The organism is Sinorhizobium sp. FG01, assembly GCF_002531875.1.
Taxonomy (GTDB): Bacteria; Pseudomonadota; Alphaproteobacteria; order Rhizobiales; family Rhizobiaceae; genus Sinorhizobium; species Sinorhizobium fredii_C.
Map to the genome: position 1 here is coordinate 22,106 of NZ_NWTB01000007.1, position 26,275 is coordinate 48,380.

19 protein-coding genes are annotated in these 26,275 nt (G+C 64.6%); 6 read left to right on the forward strand and 13 right to left on the reverse strand.

The window, feature by feature from the left end; all coding sequences use genetic code 11:
- Positions 1 to 130: 130 nt before the first annotated feature.
- From CO656_RS12565 to trxA, 6 genes are all read left to right on the forward strand, one after another.
- Entirely contained in the window at positions 131 to 2,608 is a 2,478-nt protein-coding gene (locus tag CO656_RS12565; protein WP_037418602.1) for a PAS domain-containing sensor histidine kinase, read from the forward strand.
- Positions 2,609 to 4,120, forward strand: coding sequence for a tRNA (adenosine(37)-N6)-threonylcarbamoyltransferase complex ATPase subunit type 1 TsaE (gene tsaE / locus CO656_RS12570; protein WP_097525999.1), 1,512 nt, complete (start codon positions 2,609 to 2,611; stop codon positions 4,118 to 4,120).
- 9 nt (positions 4,121 to 4,129) lie between these two features.
- Positions 4,130 to 4,861, forward strand: coding sequence for a nucleotidyltransferase family protein (locus CO656_RS12575; protein WP_037418517.1), 732 nt, complete (start codon positions 4,130 to 4,132; stop codon positions 4,859 to 4,861).
- Position 4,862: 1 nt separating this feature from the next.
- Positions 4,863 to 8,036 (forward strand): double-strand break repair protein AddB, encoded by a 3,174-nt coding sequence (addB, locus tag CO656_RS12580; RefSeq protein WP_097526000.1) that lies wholly within the window; start codon positions 4,863 to 4,865, stop codon positions 8,034 to 8,036.
- Positions 8,026 to 11,595, forward strand: coding sequence for a double-strand break repair helicase AddA (addA, locus tag CO656_RS12585; RefSeq protein WP_097526208.1), 3,570 nt, complete (start codon positions 8,026 to 8,028; stop codon positions 11,593 to 11,595). The genes addB and addA overlap by 11 nt, the downstream gene beginning before the upstream one ends.
- Positions 11,596 to 11,676: 81 nt before the next feature.
- A complete protein-coding gene (gene trxA, locus CO656_RS12590) occupies positions 11,677 to 11,997 on the forward strand; it encodes a thioredoxin (RefSeq protein ID WP_018236119.1) in 321 nt (106 codons plus the stop codon).
- Positions 11,998 to 12,216: 219 nt separating this feature from the next.
- Here trxA and CO656_RS12595 read toward each other — a convergent pair whose 3' ends face one another.
- The 13 genes from CO656_RS12595 to CO656_RS12655 all read right to left on the reverse strand — a co-directional run bounded on the left by CO656_RS12595 (position 12,217) and on the right by CO656_RS12655 (position 26,135).
- The gene (locus tag CO656_RS12595; RefSeq protein ID WP_097526001.1) at positions 12,217 to 13,560 is read right to left on the reverse strand and encodes a folylpolyglutamate synthase/dihydrofolate synthase family protein; all 1,344 of its coding nucleotides are present in this window, start codon (positions 13,558 to 13,560) and stop codon (positions 12,217 to 12,219) included.
- Between the two features lie 136 nt (positions 13,561 to 13,696).
- The gene (gene accD, locus CO656_RS12600; RefSeq protein ID WP_037418511.1) at positions 13,697 to 14,611 is read right to left on the reverse strand and encodes an acetyl-CoA carboxylase, carboxyltransferase subunit beta; all 915 of its coding nucleotides are present in this window, start codon (positions 14,609 to 14,611) and stop codon (positions 13,697 to 13,699) included.
- 52 nt (positions 14,612 to 14,663) lie between these two features.
- Positions 14,664 to 15,503 (reverse strand): tryptophan synthase subunit alpha, encoded by an 840-nt coding sequence (gene trpA / locus CO656_RS12605; protein ID WP_097526002.1) that lies wholly within the window; start codon positions 15,501 to 15,503, stop codon positions 14,664 to 14,666.
- A 5-nt stretch (positions 15,504 to 15,508) separates the two neighbouring features.
- Complete coding sequence (gene trpB / locus CO656_RS12610) at positions 15,509 to 16,729, reverse strand: tryptophan synthase subunit beta (RefSeq protein WP_097526003.1); 1,221 nt, start codon at positions 16,727 to 16,729, stop codon at positions 15,509 to 15,511.
- Entirely contained in the window at positions 16,726 to 17,400 is a 675-nt protein-coding gene (locus CO656_RS12615; protein WP_037418504.1) for a phosphoribosylanthranilate isomerase, read from the reverse strand. Before CO656_RS12615 ends, trpB begins: the two co-directional genes overlap by 4 nt.
- A 175-nt stretch (positions 17,401 to 17,575) precedes the next feature.
- A complete protein-coding gene (locus CO656_RS12620) occupies positions 17,576 to 18,331 on the reverse strand; it encodes a M48 family metallopeptidase (protein ID WP_097526004.1) in 756 nt (251 codons plus the stop codon).
- Between the two features lie 186 nt (positions 18,332 to 18,517).
- Positions 18,518 to 18,937: a DUF2852 domain-containing protein gene (locus CO656_RS12625; protein WP_037418497.1), complete on the reverse strand. Its 420-nt coding sequence runs from the start codon at positions 18,935 to 18,937 to the stop codon at positions 18,518 to 18,520.
- Between the two features lie 181 nt (positions 18,938 to 19,118).
- Positions 19,119 to 20,393 (reverse strand): polyhydroxyalkanoate depolymerase, encoded by a 1,275-nt coding sequence (gene phaZ / locus CO656_RS12630; RefSeq protein WP_097526005.1) that lies wholly within the window; start codon positions 20,391 to 20,393, stop codon positions 19,119 to 19,121.
- Positions 20,394 to 20,619: 226 nt separating this feature from the next.
- Positions 20,620 to 21,456, reverse strand: coding sequence for an amidohydrolase family protein (locus CO656_RS12635; RefSeq protein WP_097526006.1), 837 nt, complete (start codon positions 21,454 to 21,456; stop codon positions 20,620 to 20,622).
- Positions 21,453 to 22,475 (reverse strand): zinc-binding alcohol dehydrogenase family protein, encoded by a 1,023-nt coding sequence (locus CO656_RS12640; RefSeq protein WP_037418490.1) that lies wholly within the window; start codon positions 22,473 to 22,475, stop codon positions 21,453 to 21,455. Before CO656_RS12640 ends, CO656_RS12635 begins: the two co-directional genes overlap by 4 nt.
- Before the next feature lie 43 nt (positions 22,476 to 22,518).
- A complete protein-coding gene (locus CO656_RS12645) occupies positions 22,519 to 23,496 on the reverse strand; it encodes an ABC transporter permease (RefSeq protein ID WP_097526007.1) in 978 nt (325 codons plus the stop codon).
- A 37-nt stretch (positions 23,497 to 23,533) separates the two neighbouring features.
- Positions 23,534 to 25,075, reverse strand: a complete 1,542-nt coding sequence (locus CO656_RS12650) for a sugar ABC transporter ATP-binding protein (RefSeq protein WP_037418486.1) — start codon at positions 25,073 to 25,075, stop codon at positions 23,534 to 23,536.
- Positions 25,076 to 25,145: 70 nt separating this feature from the next.
- Entirely contained in the window at positions 25,146 to 26,135 is a 990-nt protein-coding gene (locus tag CO656_RS12655) for an ABC transporter substrate-binding protein (RefSeq protein ID WP_097526008.1), read from the reverse strand.
- Positions 26,136 to 26,275: the final 140 nt, after the last annotated feature.

Below are 26,275 nucleotides of genomic sequence, written 5' to 3' on the forward strand. Positions count from 1 at the left end.
TTGTCGGACAGCGGCAAACAGACGGAGACAGACCGGGGATGCAATCGGAACGGACGCAAACCCTCTTCGAGGGTTTCGGGCATGGCGACGCAAGGTCGGCGGCACCTTGCGGATCAACGGGGTCGGCGCCATGAAGACGGAACAATCCAGATTTTTCGGCGGCAGGGCTTCCGCACTGGTTCGGCGGCTGCTCGCCGGCACGACGCTTCTCGCGGCGACCGATGCGGCCGCCCAGGCTTCCGCTCCGGTTGCCAGATCGATTTTCGGCACCTCCGAAGTGGTGACCTTCTCCGTCCTGATCGGCGTGATCTCCGCCGCGATGCTCTCTGCGATCTGGCTCATCCGCCAGCGCGGCAATATCGAAGCGGAGAACCGTGCCCTGCGCGCCGATCTTTCGGACGCTAACCAGCGGATTTCACGCTTCCAGGCGCTCATTGCCGACAAGAACCGGCGAATCGTCGTCTGGGACGGGCTGGCGGAGCGGCCGGAATTCCTCGGACAGCTTCCGCTCGAGACCGGCGCGCCGCAGGACGACCGCGATTTTCTCGCCTTCGGGCGCTGGATCAAGCCGCAGTCGGCAGGCCAGCTGGAAAAGGCGATCGAAGCCTTGCGTGCCCAGGCGCAAAGCTTCGACCTGGTGCTGGAGACGCAGCGCAACGAGGTGCTGGAGGCACAGGGCCGCGTTTCCGGCGGACGGGCCTTCGTGCGCTTCGTCGCGCTCAACAATCTGAGGGCCGAGCTCGCCGAACTGAAGCTCGAGCGCGACCAGCTGCATGCCTCGCTCTCGACATTCCGCACGCTTCTCGATGCGATCGACCTGCCGGTCTGGCAGCGCGGCGCCGACGGCAAGCTCGAATGGGTCAACGAGGCCTATGCCGAGGCGGTCGACGCGCGCAGCCCGGCGGCGGCGACGGCCGAGGCGCGTGAATTGCTCGCAACGGCGGCGCGCGAAAAGATCCGCGCCGTCTCGACCTTCGAAACCCCGTATCGCGACAAGGTCTCGACCGTCGTCAAGGGCAACCGGACCTTCTTCGATGTGGTCGACGCCCGCACCCCGGCCGGGTCGGCGGGCATCGCCGTCGACGTTTCCGGCATCGAGGCGGTGCGCGAGGAACTGGCGCGGACGCTCAAGAGCCACGCCGAAACGCTCGACCATCTGGCGACGCCGGTGGCGATCTTCGACGGCAATCAGCGCCTGCAATTCTACAACCAGGCCTTCCAGCGTCTCTGGGAGCTGGACATGGGCTTCCTGGAACGAAAGCCTGACAATGGCGAAGTGCTCGACCGGCTGAGGGCCGGCGGCAAGCTGCCGGAGCCGCTGAACTGGAAACAGTGGAAGGCGAACGCACTTTCGGTCTATCAGGCGCTCGACACGCAGTCCGACCTCTGGCACCTGCCGAACGGGCAGACGCTCCGCGTCTTCGCGACTGCGCGGCCGCAGGGCGGCGCCACCTGGGTCTTCGAGAACCTGACGGAAAAGGTCGATCTCGAAACCCGCTACAACACGCTGGTCCAGGTCCAGGGCGAAACGATCGATCATCTTGCTGAAGGCGTCGCCGTGTTCGGGCCCGACGGGCGCATCCGGCTATCGAACCCGGCCTTCCGAGCGATCTGGGGCATCAGCGAGGCGGAGGCCAAGCCCGGGACCCACATCCGTGCCGTCGAGCAGGCATGCCTTCCCTCCTACGAGCAGCCGGACGGCTGGAAGCGCTTCGCCCATATCATCACCAGCTTCGACGACGAGCGGCCGTCGAGTCGCGGCGTCCTCGAGCTGCGCACCGGGCTGATCCTCGACTATGCCGTCATTCCGCTGCCCAATGCCCAGACGATGCTGACCTTCGTCAACATTACCGACAGCGTCAGGGTCGAGCGGGCGCTGACGGAAAAGAACGAGGCGCTGCGCAAGGCCGATGCGCTGAAGAACGATTTCGTCCACCACGTCTCCTACGAGCTGCGCTCGCCGCTGACCAACATCATCGGCTTTGCCGATCTGTTGAAGACGCCGGCGTTCGGCGAGCTCAACGAGCGCCAAGCGGAATATGTCGACCATATCGCCACCTCCTCCTCGCTGTTGCTGACGATCGTCAACGACATCCTCGACCTCGCGACGGTGGATGCCGGCATCGTCGAGCTCGACATGTCCGAGGTGAACCTTATCGACCTGCTCGACGATGTTGCACAGCAGATGGCCGAACGGCTCGTCGAGAGCGGCGCGTCGCTGAGGATCGACGCCCCCGACAATCTCGGCCGCATCACGGCCGACCAGCAACGCCTGAAGCAGGTCTTCATCAAGCTCCTGACCAACGCCGCCAATTTCGCGCCCGAAGGCAGCACCATCGACCTCCAATGCCGGCGCGAAGGTAACGACTTCGTCTTTTCCGTCACCGATACCGGACCGGGCATTCCGCAGGACGTGCTCAACACCGTGTTCAACCGCTTCGAGAGCTACGGCCAGCGCGGCGGCGCCGGACTGGGCCTGTCCATCGTCGAAAGCTTCGTCAGCCTGCATCACGGCACCGTTTCGATCCGCAGCAAGGAACGCGAGGGGACGGAAGTCACCTGCCGCATTCCTTCCGCCGACATGCCGAAGATCATCGCGGCGGAATAGATGAAGTCACTCGAACGCCTGCTGCAGGACGAGGCCACGACGATCGAGCTCGGCGAGGACCTCGCACTTGCCTTGAAGGCCGGCGACTGCGTCGGGCTTTCGGGCGATCTCGGCGCGGGGAAGTCGACCTTCGCACGCGCCTTCCTCCGGGCAATGGCCGACGACGCTTCGCTCGAGGTGCCGAGCCCGACCTTCACGCTCGTTCAGAGCTATGAGCTGCGTATTCCCGTCGCCCATTTCGATCTCTATCGCCTCGCCGACGCTTCCGAGCTCGACGAGCTCGGCTTCGACGAGGCGCTCTCAGAGGGCATCTGCCTGGTCGAATGGCCGGAGAAGGCCGAGGAGGCGCTGCCGGCGAACCGGATCACGCTCGCCTTGACGCATGAAGGTGATGGGCGTCGCGTCCGCATCACCGGGCCGGAGGCGGCCGTCGAGCGGATTGCCCGCTCCCTCGCGATCCGGGCTTTTCTCAAAGAGGTCGGCCATCCCGGCGCGAGGCGCCGGCACCTGAGCGGCGACGCCTCGGTGCGGGCCTATGAGCGGATCCATACGGCCGATGGTGAGCCGGCGAAAATCCTGATGGACGCGGCGAAGCACAAGCCCGGCCCGATCCTCCAGGATGGCAAATACTATCAGCAGCTCGCTCATATCGCCGAGGACGTCGTTCCCTTCGTCGCCATATCGACGCTGTTGCGCAAGCGTGGCTTTGCGGCACCGGCAATCTACGCGCGCGATCTCGACCAGGGCTTGCTGCTTATAGAGGATCTGGGCTCGGAGGGGATTCTCGACGCCGAAGGCCGGCCCGTTGCAGAGCGGTACATGGAGGGCGCGCGGCTGCTTGCCCGCCTTCATGTCGCCCCGACCGAGCGCGACATCGCGGTCGCCAACGGCATCGTCCACCACGTTCCGGACTTCGATCGCACGGCGATGAAGATCGAAACGAGCCTCCTGATCGACTGGTACCTGCCGTGGAAACGCGGACTACCTGCCTCCGAGGCCGAGCGGAACGACTACTTCGCCATCTGGGACCGGCTGATCGACAGTCTCGGCTCGGCCGAAAAAAACCTGCTGCTGCGCGATTTCCATTCGCCCAACATCCTGTGGCGGCCGGAACGCGAAGGTCTCGATCGCATCGGCATTATCGATTTCCAGGATGCGATGATCGGGCCGACGTCCTACGACGTCGCTTCGCTGGTGCAGGACGCGCGCGTCACGATCGGTCCCGAACTCGCCGACCGGCTGCTTAGCGCCTACAGGGCCGAACGCAAGCTGCACGGCGCCTTCGACGAGGATTCCTTCCTGCGCGACTGGCACATCATGGCGGCGCAACGCAATTGCAAGCTCGCCGGCATCTGGGTGCGGCTGAAAGAGCGCGACGGCAAGCCCGGCTATCTGAAGCACATGCCGCGCACCTTGACCTATCTGCAGCATGCACTGACACATGAAGTGCTGACACCCTTGCGCGATTGGTGCATTAAGGCTGGAATCCTGCCTAGCGAATCAGCCAACTGACAGGAAATCATGCCCATCACCAATGCCATGGTGCTTGCGGCCGGACTGGGCACCCGCCTGCGGCCAATCACCGACACACTGCCAAAGCCGCTCGTCCGGATCGCCGGCAAGCCGATGATCGACTATGTTCTGGACCTGCTCGCGGTCGCCGGCGTGACCAGGGCGGCGGTGAACGTCCACCACTTCGCCGACAAGATGGAAGACCATCTCAGCCGGCGCGAGACACCGCGCATCCTGATTTCCGACGAGCGCGATGCGCTGATGAATTCCGGCGGCGGCCTTGCCAAGGGTCTGAAGCTGCTCGACGACGGGCCCGTACTGGTAATGAATGCCGATCTCTTCTGGGTCGGCGAGAAGGCCGGGCAACCCTGCAACCTGCAGCGGCTCGCCACGTTCTTCGACGCCGGGCGCATGGACATGGCGCTGCTCTGCGTGCGGCTCGAGGACACGACCGGGCACAACGGCAAGAAGGATTTTTCGCTCTCGAAGGATGGGCGGCTGCAGCGCTACGAAGAAGGCATGGAAAATCCGGTCGTATATGCCGGCGCGATCGCCATGGACTCGCGGCTTTTCGCCGATGCGCCCAGCGACGCATTCAATCTCAACATCTATTTCGACCGAGCGATCGCCAGGGAACGGCTGTTCGGCCTGATGCTCGATGGCCAGTGGCTGACCGTCGGCACGCCTGAGGCGATCGGCGAGGCGGAGGCGTTGGTCCGGCGCTTCGAACCGGGAGGATAAGGTGCCCGGCGCCACCACGAACGTCTTCACGATTCCTGCCGGCCTGCCTTTCCTGAAGACGCTGGCGGAAAAACTCCTGGACGGGGTGCTGACGCCGGACTTCCGATACGAACCGGCCGATCCGCTGGCGCTCGCCGGCGTGACGATCTTCGTGCCGACGCGGCGTGCGGCCCGTGTCCTGCGCTCGGAATTCGTCGATCTGCTCGGCGGCCGCTCGGCGATCCTGCCGGTGATCCGGCCCCTCGGCGAGACGGACGACGACAGCGGCTTCTTCGACGCCGAGATGCCGGCGATCCTCGATCTTGCGCCGCCGCTTTCCGGCACGGCGCGGCTGATCGAGCTCGGCCGCCTCATTCTCGCCTGGCGCAACCGCCTACCGCAGGTGGTCCTCGACATACATGCCGAAAGTCCGCTGATCGCACCGGCAAGCCCGGCCGACGCCATCTGGCTGGCGCGCAATCTCGCCGAACTCATCGATGCGATCGAGACGGAGGAGCTCGACTGGGAGGCGCTCGACGGGCTCGATGCTGGCGAACATGCGCTCTGGTGGCAATTGACGCTTGCCTTCCTGAAGATCGCCCGGACCTATTGGCCGGAACGGCTCAACGAGCTCAAGCACTCTTCGCCGGCGCGCCATCGCAACGCTATGCTCAGGGCCGAAACGCAGCGGATCGCCGCCGGCAAGGCAAGCGGACCGATCATCATCGCCGGCTCGACGGGCTCGATTCCGGCGACGGCAGCGCTGATCGCCGCAGTGAAGGCGCTGCCGAACGGCACGATCGTGCTCCCCGGCCTGGACCTCATGATGAGCGACACGGAATGGGAGTTGATTGGCAAGGAAGCCGAACGTGGCCCAAGGGGTCCGGCAAGCCGCACGCATCCGCAATACGGGTTGCACCGCCTGTTGAAACGCGTGCGTATCGATCGTCGCGACGTGCCGGTGCTGGGATCGCTCGACGACGATCTCGGCGATCGCGCCCTGGTCGTGTCGCGGGCGCTGCTGCCGGCCGAGGCCACCGACGGCTGGACTGAGGCCCGCGAGACCTTCGAGCCGGAGACGCTCTCCGCGGCCTTCGCGGACGTGGCGCTGATCGAAGCGGCGAACGAGCGCGAGGAGGCGACCGCGATTGCCATTGCGCTGAGGCTGGCACTCGAAGGCGACGAGGAGAGCCAGGCAGCGCTGATCACGCCCGATCGCGGCCTTGCGCGGCGGGTGGGCGCCGAGCTCGCCCGCTTCGGCATCGAAGCCGATGATTCCGCCGGCGTTCCGCTCTCGGCAACGGCGGCGGGTGGGCTTACCCGGCTGCTGCTGGAGGCGACCCTCAGGCCCGACGATCCGGTGGCTTTGGTCGCGCTGCTCAAGCATCCGCTCGCCCGGCTCGGCCAGACGGCGGAAGTCGCACGCCGTGCCGCCGACGTGCTGGAGCTCGTGGCGCTTCGCGGCGGCACCGACATATCCGACATTTCCGCTCTCGAACTCGGGATCGATAGGGCGCTCGCCCGGCAGCGCACCGAGCGGCACCCGAGGCCGTGGCGCGGCGGCATCGACCCGAAGGATGTCGATCTCGCGCGGGCACTCGCCCGACGACTTTCCGCGGCCGTCGGGCCGTTGACGAGTACCATTTCCGGCGGCCCGGAAAGCGGTCGCCAGCACACGACAGCCCTGACGCTCGCCGATTGGGCGGAGCGCACGGGCCGCGCGCTGGAAGCCGTCGCCATCGACGAACGCGGCAGCCTCGGCGGGCTCTGGGGTTCGGAAGCCGGCGAAGCATTGGCGACGCTTCTGCGCGGCATCATCGAGACCGACGGGCAGATGGAGGCCGACGGGCGGCAATGGTGCGACATCGTCGAGGCGCTTGCCGCCAGCGAAGCGGTGAAACCTCGATCCATGCGGCACCCGCGCGTCTTCATCTTCGGCGCTCTTGAATCGCGTCTGCAGAGCGTCGATCTCGTGGTGCTCGGCGGGATGAACGAAGGCACCTGGCCGGCGCAGACCTCGAACGACCCTTTCCTGTCTCGGACAATGAAATCGGGTATCGGCCTCGAACCGCCAGAGCGGCGCATCGGCCAGCTCGCCCATGACTTCCAGATGGCCTGCGGAACGCGCCGCCTCATCCTTTCCCGCTCCATGCGCCAGGGCTCGGCGCCGACGGTCGCCTCGCGCTGGCTGCAGCGGCTGCAGGCGCTCGGCGGCAAAACGTTCACCGAGCAGCTCAAGGCGAATGGCGCGAGCTATCTTCACTGGATGCGCATCCTCGACGACGGCGAGCGCCAACCACTCAGCGAGCGGCCGCAGCCGAAGCCGCCGGCCGACATGCAGCCGCGCAAATATTCCTTCAGCGAAGTGACCAAGCTGCGCCGCGACCCCTATTCCATCTATGCGCGCCGCATCTTGCGGCTGGAGCCGATCGACCCCTTCAATCGCGATCCGAGTGCTGTCGAACGCGGCCTGCTTTACCACCGCATCGTCGACCGCTTCGTCAAAGGTGGCTTCGATCCCGCCTCCAGCGAGGGGCAGGCGGCGATGGCGCGGCTGATCCGCGAGGCCTTCGACGAGGAGAACCTGCCGACGCACATCGACACGATCTGGCGACCGCGCTTCGAAGCGGTCGCAAGGGCGTTTCTTTCCTGGGAGCGGGAGCGCCGGACCGGCATCGTCAGGTCTTTCACGGAAGTCCCCGCAGCCATGGAGATCGGCATCTCGGATATCAGGCTGACCGGCATAGCCGACCGCCTCGACCGGCTGGCCAACGGCACCGTCGACATCATCGACTACAAGACCGGCTCCAGCCCTTCAGCGAAGGAGGCACGGGCCCTGCTCGACCCGCAGCTCTCCCTCGAAGCGGCCGCCCTCAAGGCGGGTGCTTTTGCGACCATCGGACCGGCGCGGCCGGATTCGCTGCGCTATGTCCGCCTGAAGCCTGGCAGCCGCTTTGCCGTCGATACGGTCAACAACGAGAACAGCAAGTCGAGGGAGACCAAGACCGCCGAACAGCTGGCGGAAGAATCGCTTTCCGAACTCAGGAAGCTGCTCGCGGCGCTGACCAGCGGCCGCTACGGTTTCGCCTCCCGCCTGATCGTCCAGAAGGAACGGGACTATGGCGGCGAATACGATCACCTGGCGCGCGTCGCCGAATGGGCGACCGCTGACGGCGAGGACGACGATGAGGAATGAGGCTTTCGGCCCGGAGGAGAGGACGCCCAAGGCGTGGCTCGACTGGACCACCGAGCGGCAATCGCTTGCCTCGGATCCGGCGCGCTCGGCCTGGGTTTCGGCCAATGCCGGCTCGGGCAAGACGCATGTGCTGACGCAGCGCGTCATTCGGCTGCTGCTTTCCGGCTGCCGCCCTTCCGCCATTCTCTGCCTGACCTATACGAAGGCAGCCGCCTCGGAGATGTCGAACCGCATCTTCGAGCGCCTCGCCGAATGGGCGACGCTCGATGATGCCGCTCTGGAAAAGCGCATAGAGACGATCGAGGGCACGCGACCCTCCCTCGCCAAGATTGAGGAGGCGCGGCGGCTCTTTGCCAAGGCGCTCGAAACGCCGGGCGGGTTGAAGATCCAGACGATTCACGCCTTCTCGGAAGCGCTGCTCCATCAGTTTCCACTCGAGGCGAACGTGGCGGGACACTTTTCCGTCCTCGACGATCGGGCCGCGGCGGTGCTGCTTTCCGATGCGCGCCGCGCCCTGCTGACGGCCACCGCCGCCGAGGACGAGGGCGAGCTTGCGGATGCCTTCGCCACCGTCCTCGACCTCGCCGACGATACCGGCCTTGAAAAGCTGCTGGAGGCGATCGTGGCGAACCGCGCGGCGATCCAGGCCTTTCTCGATAGCGCCGCCGTAAAAGGCGGGCGGGAGAAGCACCTGCGAGCCGCGCTCGGTCTTGCGTCGGGGGAGACGGCCGCGAGCGTGATGGCCGGAGCCTGGCCGCTTGCCGGCCTCAACGGCGCGGCGCTTCAGCGCTATATCGAGCTCGCGCTGAGCCTTGGCGGAGTGAAACCCGGGGAGATCGCAGAGGGCTTGAAGGCGGCCCGCGAGGCCGCCGATGCGGAGGAGCGCTTTGCCGGGCTTCTCGGCGTGTTTTTCAACGGCGGCGGCAAGCCGAAGGCGGATTCGGCCTTCTTCAACAAGGCAATGCTGGCGCAGGCGCCTGAACTGGCGCCGCTCATCGAAGAGGCGCGCAAGCACATCACAACCTGCGCCGACCGGCTCAGCATCGTCCGGATGTACGAGGCGACGCGCGCGGCGCTGATCCTCGCCGAACGGCTCAACAGGGACTACGAAGACCTCAAGAAGCGGCGCAGCCAACTCGATTTCGAGGACCTGATCAACCGCACGGCTGCGCTGCTTTCTCGCAGCGATGTCGGCGCCTGGGTCCATTACAAGCTCGACCAGGGCATCGACCACATTCTCATCGACGAGGCCCAGGACACGAGCCCCGCCCAATGGACAATCATCCAGGCGCTCGCCGCCGATTTCTTCGCCGGCGAAACAGCGCGCGCCAACGAGCGGACGATCTTTGCGGTCGGGGACGAAAAGCAGTCGATCTACTCCTTCCAGGGCGCGCGTCCCGAGCGATTCTCGCGCGAAAGCATCCAGACCGAACGGCGGGTGCGCGCCGGAAGCAAGTATTTCAGCCCCATCCGGCTGCAGCTCTCCTTCCGTTCGACGGTTGACGTGCTTTCCGCCGTCGACACGGTCTTTGCCAATCCGGGCAATGCGAAGGGCTTGAGCGCCCGCAGCGAGGCGATCGTGCACGCTTCGAACCGGATCGGACACCCCGGCGCCGTCGACATCTGGGACATCATCGCGCCCGAGCCGGTGAGCTCCGAAGAGGATTGGACGGCGCCCTTCGATGCGACGCCGGAGCGGGCTCCGGTGAACATTCTTGCCCGGCGCATCGCGGCCGTGCTCGAGGACTGGATCGGCAAGGAGACGGTGATCGAAAAGGGCGCCCGACGCCCGATGCGACCCGGCGACGTCATCGTGCTGGTGCGCAAGCGCGACGCCTTCGTCAATGCCCTGACGCGTGCACTCAAGCGCCGCGGCAATATTCCGGTCGCAGGCGCCGACCGGCTCGTGCTCACCAACCATATCGCCATCCAGGATCTCCTGGCGCTCGGCCGTTTCGTGCTGCTGCCCGAGGACGATTTGTCGCTCGCGGCGCTGCTGAAGAGCCCGCTCGTCGATCTCGGCGAGGACGATGTCTTCGAACTCGCGGCACGCCGGGCCGAGGGCGAAAGTCTCTGGCGACGGCTGCAACAGCTCGGCGCCGAGGAATCAAGCCGATATCGTCGGGTCGTGCGGATGCTCGCCGGCTATGGCGAGCTTGCCCGCAACCTGCTGCCGCACGACTTCTATGCCCGCGTGCTCGGCGCCAATGGCGGCCGGCGCGCCTTCCTGGCGCGGCTTGGCAGCGAGGTAAGCGATATCCTCGACGAATTCCTGACCTTTGCGCTCGACCACGAGCGGAGCGGGCTGCCCGGCCTGCAGGCCTTCGTCTCGACGCTCGAGATCGAGGCGCCGACGGTCAAGCGCGAGCAGGACAAGGAACGCGACGAGGTTCGCGTCATGACCGTGCACGCCGCCAAGGGCCTCGAGGCACCGGTCGTCTTTCTGGTCGACGGCGGCGGCGAAGCATTCGTCCGCCAGCAGGTCTCGGACCTCCGCTTCCTGGAGAAGTCCCAGGCGGACGGCTCGATGCTCGGGGTGCCCGTCTGGCGCGCTCCCGGCTCGGCGTCGAATTCGCTGATCGCCGCCGACAACGAGCGGCTGAAGCGCCTGGCCGAGGAAGAATATCGCCGACTCCTCTATGTCGGCATGACGCGCGCGGCGGACCGGCTGATCGTCTGCGGCTATCGCGGCCAGCGGCAGAACCTCGATACCTGGCATGCGATGGTTCAAGGCACATTAGCGCATGATCCGAAGGGCCGGGCGACGCCGATGGTCTTTTCAGCCGGAGGCGAGGAATGGACGGGCCATGCCTGGCGCGAAGCGCGTGTGCCGGTCGCCGTCCCGGTACGCGAGGACTCGGAGAGCAAGCCTCCGGCGACGGCATCCAGCCTGCCGCGGGCACTCTTCACCCCCTTGCCGCCGCAGCGCCGGCTGCCGCGACCGCTCGCCCCTTCGGGAACGAGCGTGGCGATCGACGATCCGGAGCAAGAGACGATCGTCGGCTCGGCTCTCTTTGCGGCACAGACAGCGCCGAAGTTCTCGATGCTGCGCGGTGCGATCCTGCATCGGCTGCTGCAGGTGCTGCCGACGATCGACGGCGCCGAGCGCCGGGACGCGGCGGAGCGTTACCTCAGCCGGGCCGTGCCACGCTGGCCGGAGACGGAGCGGCAGGCACTTAGCCGTGCCGTGATGGAGGTGCTCGAGCATCCGGATTTGCAGCCGCTCTTCGGCGAACAGAGCCGTGCAGAAGTCTCCGTCATGGGAACGCTCAAGCTCGGCAGTCAGGAATTCGCCGTATCCGGCCGGCTCGACCGCCTGGCGGTTGCCGGCGACACCGTGACGATCGCCGATTACAAGACCAATCGCCAAGTGCCGGCCTCGGTCGCCGAAATTCCGACCGTCTACCGGCGGCAGCTCGCAATCTACCGCGAAATCTTGAGGCCGCTCTATCCCGGCAAGCAATTCCGTTGCGTGCTGATCTTCACCGAAGGCCCGGCCGTGTGGGTGCTTCCCGACCCAATGCTGGACGGGAGCCTTGAAGAGCTCGCGACAAAGTGAGATACACGATATTGAAAATCCAGCGGCGAGGCCTCACATGAGGCACAATATCTGGACAATGCCATTCCGAAGGAGCAGCCGATGGCAACTGTGAAAGTCGATGCGTCCAATTTTCAAAAAGAAGTGCTGAATTCCGCCGAGCCGGTCGTCGTCGACTTCTGGGCCGAATGGTGCGGTCCGTGCAAAATGATTGCCCCCAGCCTCGAAGAGATCGCCACCGAGCTCGCCGGCAAGGTCAAGGTCGCCAAGCTCAATATCGATGAAAACCCGGAACTCGCCGCTCAATACGGGGTCCGCTCGATCCCGACGCTCGCCATGTTCAAGGCTGGCGAAGTCGCCGACATCAAGGTCGGCGCCGCGCCGAAGACCGCGCTCAGCTCGTGGATTTCCAACGCGGTCTAAGCCGCGAATTGATTGACGATTGATAATGAAAAGCCCGGCTATGTCCGGGCTTTCTACTTGCCTTCTGACGACACGCACCGCCTTCAATCGCCCCTCACCCAAACCCTCTCCCCGCAGGCGGGGCGAGGGGACGGAGAGCGCGCGGCAAAAACCCTTCTCCCCGTCAAAAACGGGGAGAAGGTCGCGGCAGCGGGATGAGGGGCGAATGCAGTCTGACGATTACCGCGGCGGCGTGCCATTCTCCGAAAGCACGTCGCCGACGAGGTAGAGCGAACCGCCGATCAGGATGCGCGGGGGCACGGGGTCCTCTTCGGTGAGCTCGGCGATGAGCCCGAGTGCTTCGGCGACCGATGATGCGGCGTTTACCTCGAGACCGGCTGAGGCCGCATCGGCGGCCAGCGCCACCGGGTCAAGCCCCGCATCCGAGCCGTGGATCGGAACGGTGAAGACCTGTTCGGCGAGATCGAGGAAGGCCTTGAAGTAGCCGACGGGATCCTTGGTGTTGATCATGCCGATGATCAGGAACAGCGGCCGCGGATCTCGCTCCTCGAAGGTCGCCATGGCTTCGGCGATCACCTGGCCGGCGCCGGGATTGTGGCCGCCGTCGACCCAGATTTCGGCGGCCGGCGGCCCGTAGTGCGAGAGCTTGCCGCCGGCAAGACGCTGCAGCCGGCCCGGCCATTCGACCCCGGCCAGGCCCTTCTCGATCGCCGCCTCCGGCACGTCGAAACCGGCCGCCCGGACGGCGCGGATCGCCGCCGCCGCATTGGCATATTGATGCCGGCCCGGCAGGCGGGGCAGCGGCAGGTCGGCAAGGCCGTTCTCGTCCTGAAAGATCAGCCTGCCGAATTCCTCATGCGCCATGAAATCCTGGCCGTAGACGGACATCGGGCAGCCGAGCCGCTCGGCCGTTTCGACCAGCACCTCGCGCACGCCGTCTTCTTCCTGATGGCCGATCACCACCGGGCAGCCGCGCTTCATGATTCCGGCCTTCTCGGCGGCGATCAGTTCCACCCGGTCGCCGAGATAGGCCTGGTGATCGAGCGAGATCGGCATGATGACAGAGACCGCCGGCCGGGCAATGACATTCGTCGCGTCGAAGCGGCCGCCGAGGCCGACCTCGATGACCGCGACATCGGCCGGATGCTCCGCGAAAAGCAAGAAGGTGACGGCCGTCAGGATCTCGAAGACGGTGATCTTCTGGCCGGCATTGGCTTCCGCCACGCGCCGGACAGCATCGGCCAGCACCGGGTCGCTGACGAGCGCACCCTTGCCGCCCTTGACGCCGAGCCGATATCTCTCGTGCCAGTTCACCAGATGCGGCGACGTGTGCACATGGACGCTGAGGCCTGCAGCCTCGAGGATCGCCCGCGAAAACGCGGTGACGGAGCCTTTGCCGTTGGTGCCGGCGACGTGGATGATCGGCGGCAGGCGGTCCTGCGGGTTGCCAAGCGCGGCCAGCAGCCGCGTGATTCTGTCGAGCGACAGGTCGAATCCCTTGGGATGCAGAGCCAGAAGTTTTTCAATCTCCTGCGCCGCCTCGCTGACCTGTGCCGCCGCCATGTTCTTGCCTCAAAAAATTGACGCTGCCAGATGATTCCTAAACGGAATTGCAGCGAATCAAAACATTTACAGCAACGTTTGCGCGCCCCGGAAAGGCGCACAAGTCTAGAGAATCAAACAGAGCTGGTGCGGCGGCCTAGGCCCGGGCTGCGAGCGGCAAGGGCGAAACCTGGGAGCCGCTCTCGCGCCTTGCGGCCTCCGCCGGCTTCTTCATCAGGATCTTCAGCAGGCGCGAAAGCGTCGCCGGCAGGTCGTGGCGCTTGACGACCATATCGACCATGCCGTGCTCCAGGAGGTACTCCGAGGTCTGGAAGCCATCCGGGAGCTTTTCGCGGAGCGTCTGCTCGATCACCCGCTTGCCGGCAAAGCCGATCTCCGCACCCGGTTCGGCCAAGTGGATGTCGCCCAGCATCGCATAGGATGCCGTGACACCGCCGGTGGTGGGGTTGGTCAGCACGACGATATAGGGTAGGCCCGCTTCCTTCAGCAGATTGACCGCAACCGTGGTGCGCGGAAGCTGCATCAGCGACAGGATGCCTTCCTGCATGCGGGCGCCGCCGGAAGCCGGGAACATCACCAGCGGGCACTTCTCGGCAATCGCCTTCTCGAAGGCCCTGATGATCGCCTCGCCGGCCGCCATGCCGAGCGAACCGCCGATGAAGTTGAACTCATGGACGACGGCGACCAGCTTGACGCCCTGGACGAGGCCGAGGCCGGCGACGATCGTGTCCTCGAGCTCGGTCTTGGCCCGGCTGTCGCGCAGGCGGTCGAGATATTTCTTCGAATCGCGGAACTTCAGCGGATCCTGCGCCACCTTCGGCTGCGGCAGGGTTTCGTAGATTCCGCCATCGAAGAGATCCTTCAGCCGGGCCTTTGCCGGCATCTTCATGTGATGGCCAGACTGCGGGATGACCCACTTGTTCTCTTCGAGATCGCGATGGAACACCATCTCGCCGGTTTCAGGGCACTTGATCCAGAGGTTCTCCGGAACTTCCCTGCGGCCGAGCATCGAATTGATCTTCGGCCGAACGTAGTTTGTGATCCAGTTCACTTAAGTAGACTCCTGAAGATGTCCTTCGGCTTCTGCGCGCCAATATGGGCGATTATTCGGCTGCCGCAAGGCGCGCCGCCCGCACCCCGGCCGAAAGCCCTCGAACCAAAGCTTCCACACCCGGCACCGTCGCGTCGGTAGCCTGACCGCTTTCCGTCAGGCTCGAGGCGATCTGGTTGACGATCGCCGTCCCCACCACGACACCATCGGCGGAAGCGCCGATCACCCGCGCATGCTCGGCGGTCTTGACGCCGAAGCCGACGCAGACGGGCAGCTTCGTATGCGACTTGATCCGCGCCACCGCGCCGGCAATCAGCGACGGATCCGGCAGAGAGGAACCGGTGATGCCGGTCATCGAGACGTAATAGACAAAACCGGAGGTGTTTTCGAGAACCTTGGGCAGACGGCGGTCGTCGGTCGTTGGCGTCGCCAGACGGATGAAGCTGATGCCCTTCTTCAGCGCCGGGATGCAGAGCTCGTCGTCCATTTCCGGCGGCAGATCGACGACGATCAGCCCGTCGACACCCGCCTCGACGGCGTCATCCAGGAAGCGCTCGACGCCGTAGATGTAGATCGGATTGTAATAGCCCATCAGCACGATCGGGGTGCGCTGATCCTCAGTCCGGAAGCGGCGGGCGAGGTCGAGCGTCTTGGCAAGCGTCTGCCCGGCTTTAAGCGCGCGCTGGCCAGCAAGCTGGATCGCCGGGCCGTCGGCCATCGGATCGGAAAAGGGCACGCCGAGTTCGATCACGTCGGCGCCCGCCTTCGGCAGCGCCTGCATGATCGCCAGCGACGTTTCGAAATCGGGATCGCCGCCCATGAAATAGGTGACAAGGACCGGGCGACCTTCCGCCGCGACGTCGGCGAACCTCTGCTCCATGCGTGCGGTCATACTCGTTACTGCCCCATTCCCAGAATTTTGCCGACGGTGAAAATGTCCTTGTCGCCGCGACCGGAGAGATTCATCAGGATGATCTCGTCCTTGCCCATTGTCGGCGCCCGCTTGATGACCTCGGCCAGCGCATGCGATGGCTCGAGCGCCGGAATGATGCCTTCGAGCCGCGTCAGCGTCTGGAAGGCTTCGAGCGCTTCATGATCCATGATCGGCACATATTCGACCCGGCCGATATCGTTGAGCCAGGCATGCTCCGGACCGATGCCGGGATAATCGAGGCCCGCCGAGATGGAGTGGCCTTCCTTGATCTGGCCGTCGCCGTCCTGCAGCAGATAGGTGCGGTTGCCGTGCAGCACGCCCGGCGAGCCGGCGGTGATCGAGGCGCAGTGCTCGTCGCCATCAAGTCCCTTGCCGCCCGCTTCGACGCCGACGATCCGAACATCCTCGTCATCGAGGAAGGGATGGAAGATGCCGATCGCGTTCGAGCCGCCGCCAACCGCCGCAATGACGAGGTCCGGCAAGCGGCCTTCGGCGGCAAGAATCTGCTCTTTCGCCTCCTGGCCGATGACCGCCTGGAAGTCGCGGACCATCTCCGGATAGGGATGCGGGCCGGCGGCCGTGCCGATCAGGTAATAGGTGCTGTCGACATTCGTCACCCAGTCGCGCAGCGCCTCGTTCATGGCGTCCTTCAGCGTGCCGTTGCCGGCGGTCACGGGCTTCACCTCGGCGCCGAGAAGCTTCATGCGAAAGACGTTCGGCGCCTGGCGCTCGACGTCGGTGGCGCCCATGTAGACGACGCAGGGAAGACCGAAGCGGGCGGCGACGGTCGCCGAAGCGACGCCGTGCTGGCCGGCACCGGTCTCGGCGATGATGCGGGTCTTGCCCATTCGCTTGGCGAGCAGGATCTGGCCTATGCAATTGTTGATCTTGTGCGAGCCGGTGTGGTTCAGCTCCTCGCGCTTGAAATAGATCTTGGCGCCGCCGAGCTCAGCCGTTAGGCGCTCGGCGAAATAGAGCGGGCTCGGCCGGCCGATATAGTGAGCACCGAGCCTATCGAGCTCGGCCTTGAAGGCCGCGTCGCTCTTGGCCTTGTTCCACTCGTCCTGGAGGTCGAGGATCAGCGGCATCAGAGTCTCGGCGACGAAACGGCCGCCGAAAATACCGAACCGGCCGTCCTCGTCCGGTCCAGCCCTGAAGGAGTTCGGTTTTAGCGGCTGATTCACGTCCTGCTCCCTGATCGTGGCACTACGGCTTCGGCGCGTCGGACACCGCCGAAAAATGCATCCATGAGCTTCAAATCCTTGACACCCGGGGCGCTCTCCACCCCGGAGGATATATCGACGGCGCTGGCGCCGGTCAGCGCAAGAGCCTCGCCGATATTTTCCGCATTCAGTCCACCGGAAAGCATGTAATCGACGCTCCCGTCAAGCGCGTCGAGCAGCCTCCAGTCGAAAGAGACACCATTGCCTCCGGGTAGTTCGGACCCGGCCGGCGGCTTAGCATCGAGAAGGAAGCGATCGACGATGCCGACATAGGCATCGATCCTTTCGAGATCCGAGGCATCGCGGATCGACAGCGCCTTCATGATCGGCAGGCCGTAGATCGCCTTGATCGTCAGAACCCTGTCCGGATCTTCGGAGCCGTGAAGCTGCAGGATGTCGGGCTTCAGCGCGGACACGATCTCGTCGAGATCGTCATTGTCGGCATTCACGGTGACGGCGACGATCTTCGCGCGGCCGCGAACACGTTCGGCCACCCGGCCGGCGTCGTCAGGCTCGATGTTGCGCGGACTCTTGGGAAAGAAGATGAAGCCGATATGCGTGGCCCCGAGCGCCACGGCATGCTCCGCCGCCTCCGCGGTCTTCAGTCCACATATTTTCACTTCCGTTTTCATGGCAAGCGACCTTGCACGAAATACCGTCCGAGTCGAGCAAAACCGTTGCTCTGCAGCGCGTCATCCTAAGAGACTTTGGCCGGGCGTTTTCAGTCGGGCTTACTTCAGTTTCGGCGGTTGTCCGCACCGTCCAGTCCCCGTCTCTCGTCACCATCGGCCAAACTCAACCGTGAACTTAGCCGAAATCGATGGAGTGCAGCATGGTGCCGTTGCGCTTCAGCCAGCGCCTGGCCTCGTTGGTATCCGCGCAGAGCCTTTCGCACAGCGCCCAGAAATCGGGGCCGTGGTTCATCTCCTCAAGATGGGCGACCTCGTGGGCGGCGAGATAGGCGATCACCTTCGGCGGCGCCATGGCAATGCGCCAGGAAAAGCTCAAGTCACCTTCGGCGGAGCAGGAGCCCCAGCGGCTGCGGGTGTCCTTGAGGCTCAACGAGCGGACGCGGCGGCCGATTCGGCCGGCATAAACGGCGACGAGGCGCTCCAATTCGAGGCGCGCCTCCTTCTTCAGGTAGTCGGCAATCCGCCGGCGCAGGTGCTCCTCCGCGCCGCCGACCCGCAACACCGCCTCATCGTCGACGATGACGGGCTCTGTAAGGCCGCGAATCCGGCCGGTCCTCTCGATGCGATGGGCGACGCCGCGGATGAAGATGGTTCCGCCGTCTTCGAGCTCGCTTTCGCCGGAGAAGCGCGCGAGTTTGGTCATCAGCCAGCCCTGATGGCGGCTGAGAAATGCGCTGACCTCGCGCTCCGGCAGACCTTCGGGAACGGTGAGTTTCAGGGCGCGCCCGCCGGGCTCGATGCGCAAGGTCATCCGTGTCGCGCGTGCGTTCTGGCGGATGGTCAAGGGAAGACGCTTGCCGGCCACCTCGATGTCACGCGTGATATCGGGGCGCGTTTCACTGCCGCGGCGGCGCTTGAAGGAGGGAAACATGAGGCCTTTCTAGCCGATTCGCCGTCCGCTGGCAGCTGCCTACTGCATGTGTCCTTAGATCGACCTCGATTTATGGATACATGCAGCAATTCAAAGTGCTACAGCGACCTTTGCGGCGTCTGATAGGACGCGCGGCGCTGTAGTCCCGGCGTTTCATGTGAAACGCCGGGATGCCATTCCTGTCAATCAGGCGGTCTCTGGTGCCGGGCCGGGGCGGCCGTTCTTGCGCTCGCGCATGAAGCGGTCGAATTCCTCCTGGTCCTTGGCGCGCCGGAGCTCGCGGACATAGGCGTCGAATTCCTCGCGCATCTCGTCCAGCTTGCGGCGTTCCTCGTCGAGACGCGCAAGTTCCGCCTCGCGCCAGTCGTCGAAGGCGACATTGCCGGTCCGATGGTGGGCCCAATGGCCACGATTGCTCCGGCGGAAGCCGGCGCACATGCGGTCCACGCTGTCGTTGGCGTCCTTCTTGAAGGTCTTCAGCTTGTCGCCGAAGAGGATGTAAGCGAGCATCGCCAGGCCGAGCGGCCAGAACACCACGAAACCGAGCACCATCAATGCAATGGTCGCAGGCGTCCAGTCCGGACGGATCAATGCAGATTGGTTCATCGTCAGTATTCCTCGCAGTCAGCGGACCGCCCGTTGCGGCCCGATGAAAACGATGTGGGAAAGGCAGGAGATGACTGCAAGATGCGCCGGATGGGAATCGGACAAACCCTTGATCCTGCGGCAGCAAATCGCCGCCTCAGGATGCTTTAGGCCGCGGTCGAAAAGCCCGCGTCAGGTGGAGCTAGGCCGATTTGCCTCCCTTGATGATCTGCTTCACTGGCCTCGAGTGGCGCGAATGCTCGCGCTGGAAGGCGACGATGCGCGGTGCGATCTCGCCGCGGAAGCGAGAGCCGTTGAAGACGCCGTAGTGCCCGACGTCCGGCTGCATGTAGTGCTGACGCATGTGCTCCGGAATGTTGGTGCAGATCGTCTGCGCCGCCTGGGTCTGGCCGACGCCGGAAATGTCGTCGTTCTCGCCCTCGACCGTCAGCAGCGCCACCTTGCGGATCGCCGTCGGATCGACGCGCTTGCCGCGATGCATCATTTCTCCCTTCGGCAAGGCATGCTGCATGAACACCACCTGCACTGTCTGCAGGTAGAATTCCGCGGTGAGATCCATGACCGCGAGATATTCGTCGTAGAAGTCGCGGTGCTTGTCGGCGGCATCGCCATCGTTCTTGACGAGATGGGCGAAGAACTCCTTGTGGGCGACCAGATGGCGGTCGAGATTCATCGACATGAAGCCCGAAAGCTGAAGGAAGCCCGGATAGACCATGCGCATGAAGCCCGGTTGCGGCCATGGCACCGGCATGATGACATTGTCGCGGAACCAGTCGACCGGCCGCTGCTCGGCCAGCTGATTGACGGCGGTCGGGTTGATGCGGGTATCGATCGGTCCACCCATCAGCGTCATCGACGCGGGCGAGAGCGGGTCGTTCTCCGCCTCCATCAAAGCGACCGCGGCGAGAACCGGCACGGCTGGCTGGCAGACGCCGATCACATGGGTATCGGGTCCGAGGTGATGCAGGATCTGGATGACGTAGTCGATGTAATCGTCGAGATCGAAAGTGCCTTCGCTGAGCGGCACCATGCGGGCATCCAGCCAGTCCGTGATGTAGATGTCCGAATGCGGCAGAAGCGCTTCGACCGTGCCGCGCAGCAAGGTCGAGTAGTGGCCGGACATGGGTGCGACGAGCAGCACCTTCGGGTCCGGCGTCCTTCCCTTCGGCAGCGACCGTTCGAAATGGATGAGGTTGCAGAAGGGCGCCCGCCAGACGATCTTCTCGCGGACCGGCACAGGCTGGCCGTCGACGACCGTCTCGGGCAGGCCGAATTCCGGCTTACCATAGCGCCGCGTGGCGCGTTCGAAGACTTCCAGCCCTGCCGCCGCGGCGCGGCCGAAATAGGTGTGCGAGACCGGGTTCATCGGATTCTTGAAGGCCAGCCGCATGGCGTCCGCCGCCGTGCGCCATGGGGCCATCATGGCATGGTTCATTTCGTAGAGCTGGTAGAACATGGGACGCGTACCCCTTGTTTCAATCGATCCGGCGCCGCTCCCAGGTCCGACGCAAGCCTTGCGAGTGTTTGTCTTGGTGGTCCGCAATCGCTTTCAGACTACCACTTTTCTTGTGCAGTGCAACAAACAGTACCCCCTCGTTTTTAGGGCAAGTTCCGAGGGAATTCATATTACTAATTTATTGAGATAACATTGCGCGGGCCTGTCGCGCTATGACGTTCGTACCTCAGGCCGCGGAAATTCCGTAAAAACGGGCTGCCGTCCCCAGGAAAATCGCCTGTCGCTCCGCTTCCGTGCAGCTTGCGGTCAACGCTTGAGCAGCGGCAAACCACTCGGCGTAGTCGGCATCGAGCAATACAACCGGCCAATCGCTGCCGAACATCACCCGGTCGGCACCAAACATGTCGAGAAGATGGACGGCATAGGGCCGCAAGCGCTCGACCGACCAGCGTCCGCCGGCTTCCGTCACAAGTCCAGAGAGCTTGACGTACACATTCGGGCGGCGGGCGAGCGCCGCCATGTCGCTTCGCCAGGGTTCGAGCCGGCCTTCGGCAATGAACGGCTTGGCGCCGTGATCGACGACGATGGCGAGATCCGGCAGGCGGTCGGCGAGGGCGGCGACGACCGGCAGATGGCGCGGCTGGATGAGCGCGTCGAAACGGAGGTCCAGCTGCGGCAGCATTTCGAGTATGGCGATCGCCTCCGGCCGCAGGATCCAGGCAGTTTCATCGATGCTCTGCAGCATCGGCCGGATGCCCTTGAACTTCGGATGTGTTTTCAGTCGCCGAAGCTCGGAGCGGGCGTCGGCCGCTAGAATATCGACCCAGCCGACCACCGCCGCGACCGTCTCCTCGCGCGCGGCGATTTCGAGCAGGAACCCGGTCTCGGCGACATTCGGCGCCGCCTGGACGAGAACCGTCCGGTTGATGCCTGCGGCGCTGAGATGAGGCCTCAGATCGTCAGGTCCGAAGTCGCGGAAGATCGGTTCGAGATCTGGGCCAGGCCAGTCATTGTGGCCGAGACCGAGCGTCCAGTAGTGCTGGTGGGCGTCGATGAAGCTCATGCGGCAGCGACCGTGACGATTGCCTTCACAAGGCCGGCCTTGTCATGCGCCCAACGCGGCAGGTCGTCGACGCATCGGTCGAGGGTCGTCCTGTGGGTGATGAGCTTGTCCACCGCCACCAGGCCCGTGCCGATCGAGGCGATGACGTGGTCGAAATCTTCCCGCGTCGCATTGCGGCTCGCCACCAGCGTCATCTCGCGCTTGTGGAATTCCGGATCGGAGAAGCGGATGTCGTTCTTCACCACGCTGACGAAGACGAGCGTCCCGCCATGGGCGACATGGGCAAAGGACCGTTCCATCGACGCGGCATTGCCGGTGGCGTCGAAGACGACGTCGAAACCGTCACCATCCGTGGCTTCGGCAATTGCCCTTTCCAGTCCCTCACCGGCGAGGAGGCCGCCCGAAAAGCCGAGCTCGTCCACGGCGAAAGCCAGCCGCTCGGCGCTGGTATCGAGAAGCGCCACCTCGTGCCCGGTGATCCGCGAAAAGATCGCCGTTCCGAGGCCGATCGGGCCGGCGCCGATCACCAGGGAGCGGGCACCGGGCGCCACGCCGGATCGTCTCACCGCATGGGCGCCGATCGCCAGGAATTCCACCGTCGCGGCGGCTTCGGGAGAAAGACCGGTCGCCGGATAGAGGTTCTTCTCCGGCATGAGGATTTCTTCGCAGAAGGCGCCGTCGGTGTGGACGCCGAGAACCCGGATCGCCGTGCAGCAATTGGGCTTCCCCCTCCGGCAGGCAATGCAGGTCCCGCAGGAGATATAGGGATTGACGACCACCAGCGTTCCGGGGGCGAGTCGGGAAGCCGTGTCGGCCTCAAGGACGGTCGCGGAAATCTCGTGGCCCATGACGCGCGGATATTCGAGGAAGGGGTGCTTGCCTTCGAAGATATGATAGTCGGTGCCGCAAATGCCGACGCTGTTGACCGCGAGGCGGGCCCAACCCTCAGGCGGCGGCGCCGGCCGGGGCCGATCGGCGACTTCCAAACGACCGGGCTCCGCACAAACGACAGCCTTCATGACGCTTCCCCCATGTCGATTGCCAATGACCGCTTCGCGCCGTTCAACGCGAGCCCCGGCGCCGGAGCTGGTCGAAATAGACGATCACGATAATCAGCACGCCGGTGATGATGCGTTGCCAGAAGGAGTTGACGTTCAACAGATTGGCGCCGTTGTTGATCGTCGCCAGGATGAAGGCGCCGAGCAGCGGCCCGTGCACCGAGCCGACGGCGCCGAAAAGGCTGGTGCCGCCGATGACCGACGAGGCGATCGCCTGCAATTCCCAGCCTTCGGCCTGCGTGGCGTTGCCGATGCCGATGCGCGAGGCGAGCAGCAGGCCGACAAAGGCGGCGCAAGTCGAAGAGAGAATATAGGCGAGATAGATCGTCCGGTTGACATTGACGCCGGAAAGACGCGCCGCTTCGCTGTTCGAGCCGACGGCGAAAAGATAGCGGCCGAAGCGGCTCAGATGCAGGAAGACATAGGCGGGGACGGCGACAACGATGACCATCCAGAACAGGCTCGGAACGCCGAGGAAATCGGCACGCGAGAAATTGGTGAAGGCCTCGTTGGTGATCGAGATTGTCGAACCGTTGGTGATCAGGAGGCCGATGCCGCGCAGCGACGTCAGCGTCGCAAGCGTGATGATGAAGGGCGGCAGGCCCATGCGGACGATGCCGAAGGCGTGAAAGGCGCCGATCAGCACGCCGATCAAGAGCGTCGCGACAAGCGCCAGCCAGAGCGGTACGCCGGCGGCCAGCAGCCAGGCGACGATGACGCTGGTGAAGCCAACGACCGCGCCGACCGACAGATCGATGCCGGCGGTGATGATCACGAAGGTCTGGCCGACAGCCAGGATCGCCGTCATCGCCCCCTGGCGCAGGAGGTTGCTGATATTGTTGGGGGTCCAGAAGGCGCTCGTCGCCAGGCCAAGGAGCAGCCAGAGGACGACCAGCAGTCCGAGGAGCGTCAGTCCGAACAGGATGCTGACCCCTCGCTTCGGCGTCGGTCCTGTGCTGCTTTCTACCGTTTCCACACTCATTCTGCCCTCCCTGCAGTCCTTCCAATTCTCGGATCGATCACGCGTTAATCGCCTGCGCCAAGACATCCTCGTGGCTGGCGGCGCGGTAATCATGGCTCGCCACCAGCCGCCCTTGACGGAACACGTGCAGGCGGTCGGCAAGCTCGTAGACTTCCGGCAGGTAGGAGGAGATCAGGATGATCCCCGCCCCCTTTTCCAGCAGCCGTGCAAACAGCCTGTAGATTTCCGCCTTGGTGCCGACGTCGACGCCGACGGTCGGCTCGTCGAAGATGAAGAGTTTCGCGCCGTGGCTCAGCCATTTGCCGATGACGATCTTCTGCTGGTTGCCGCCGGACATGGCGGAGGCCAGCACCCGCCGCGACGGCGTCTTGATCTGCAGATCGCGGATCTGGCGATCGGCATTGGCGGCCTCCTCGGCCCGGTTAATCGTCAGCCCGCGCGTCAAACGGCGAAAGACCGGCAGGTTGATGTTGAGGCCGATCGGCAGGTTGAGGCAAAGGCCCTGGTCGCGGCGGCTTTCCGGCGCGAGCGCGATGCCGAGCTCCATCGCCCTGCGCTCGTTGTCGATTTCGACCTTGCGGCCCTGCCAGTACACCTCTCCGGCGGTGAGGGGATGGCGGCCATAGAGGCCGAGCGCGAATTCGCTGCGCCCGGCGCCGATCAGACCGTAGAGCCCGACGATCTCGCCGGCGCGGACCGAAAGCGATATGTCGCTGAAGCCCGGTCCGGAGAGGCCGCGCGCTTCGACGATCGTCTCCCCGAAGGCGAATTGTTCCTTGTGATAGATCTGCTCGATGGTGCGGTTGATCATCAGCGCGATCAGTTCCGCCTCGTTCGTCTCCGAGATGTCGCGGGTGCCGACATGGGTGCCGTCGCGCAACACCGAAACGCGGTCGGCAAGCTCGAAGACTTCTTCCAGCCGGTGGCTGATATAGACGATGGTGACGCCTTCGCCCTGCAGCCGGCGAATGAGACGGAAAAGCTGAGCGGATTCCTGCCGGGTCAGATAGGCGGTCGGTTCGTCGAAGATCAGGAAGCGGGTGCCGCGCATGGCGGCGCGGGCGGTCGCGACCAACTGCTGCTGGCCGATCGTCAGGCTGCCGAGCGTCGCATTGGCCGGCAAGTTGAAGCCGAGATCGTTGAGGACGCCCTGGGCGGCATCGGTCATGGCGCGCTTGCGCATCAGGCCGTTGCTGTTCATCTCGTCGCCGAGGAACATATTGGCCGCCACGCTCAAATGCGGGCAGAGCACCACCTCCTGGTGGACGGCGTTGATGCCGCGGCTGATCGCCTCCGTGGGTGTCGAAAGCTGCACCGGCTCGCCTTGCCAGAACACATCGCCGGCAGTTCGCGGGATGACGCCGGTCAGGAGCTTGATCAGTGTCGACTTGCCGGCGCCGTTTTCGCCGACGATCGCGTGGATCTCGCCGGAGAGGAAAGTAATCGTGGCGGGCTTCAGCGCCTGGACGGCGCCGTAGTTCTTCTGCAGGCCGCGCAGTTCCAGGATCGGCTTGCCCTTCGCAACGGCCGCCTCGAGCTCGCCCTCGTGGCGCTGGCTGACCTCTTGAAGCCCTGTCATGGTACCCTCCTCACTTGCCGGTCAGCGACGGCCGGCTCCTCCGGCCGGCCGTCGCTGCGATCTCAACGGGTCAGTTGACCTTCGGGTTCAGGAGCGCATCGATCTTCGGCTCGGCCATGTTGGCCTTGGTGACAAGGTTCGCGCCGGTATCGACATTGGCCTCGACCTTTTCGCCCTTAGAGACTGCAAGCGCCGTCTTCACGCCATCATACCCCATGCGATAGGGGTCCTGCACGACGAGGCCGGCGAGCACGCCTTCCTTGAGGAAACCGACGGTCTTTTCATCGCTGTCGAAGCCGATGACCTTGATCTTGTCGCCGAGCTTGTTTTCGGCAATCGCCTGGCCGGCTCCCTGCGCCATGATCAGGTTGGAGGCGAAGACGCCGACGAGGTTGGGATTGGCGGTTATCAGGTCCGTCATGATGTTCAGGCCGGTCGTCGCCTGGCCATCGGCGTATTTATCCGCGACAACCTTCAGGCCCGGATACTTGGTCTTGATCTGGTCGAGGAAGCCTTCGCGGCGCTGGTCGAGCGAACCGACGCCCGGCAGGCTGGTGATGATGGCGACCTCGCCCTCTTCCTTGCCGGTCGCTTCCTTGATCGCCGCGGCGAGCCCATCGGCGGCGATGCGGCCGCCCTGGACGTTGTCGGTCGTCAGGAACGACGAGAACGCCTTCGAATCCGCTCCGGAGTCGATACCGATGACCGGTACCGCCTTGGCGGCCTCGTCGATCGGCTTGCCAAGCGCCTTGAACTCGGTCGGGGCGATGACGACGGCGGCCGGCGCGCCGGCGACGGCATTCTCAAGGATGCTGATCTGGCCGTTGATGTCGGATTCGGATTGCGCCCCGAGTTCCGGAACGTTCACGCCGAGGTCCTTGCCGGCGGCACGTGCGCCCGCGAGCACGATCTGCCAGTAGAAGGAGGTCGTGTCCTTGACGATGATCGGAATGGTGACGTCCTGCGCGAAGGACGGGATCGGCGCCATGGCGGCGAAGAAGGCTGCGCCGGCAAGCGCGCTGAAGGCGCGGCGGGACAGAATGCGTCTGGAAATGCTCATTAGGTTTCTCCTCTCAATTCACACCTTGTTCCGTTATCGAGATCGATCCGCCAGGTGTTTGCGTATCGTCTTTTATCAATAAAAAACATTCTGGGACGCTAGTCCAGGCACGGCGAATTGGCAAGCCCATTTGATCGATT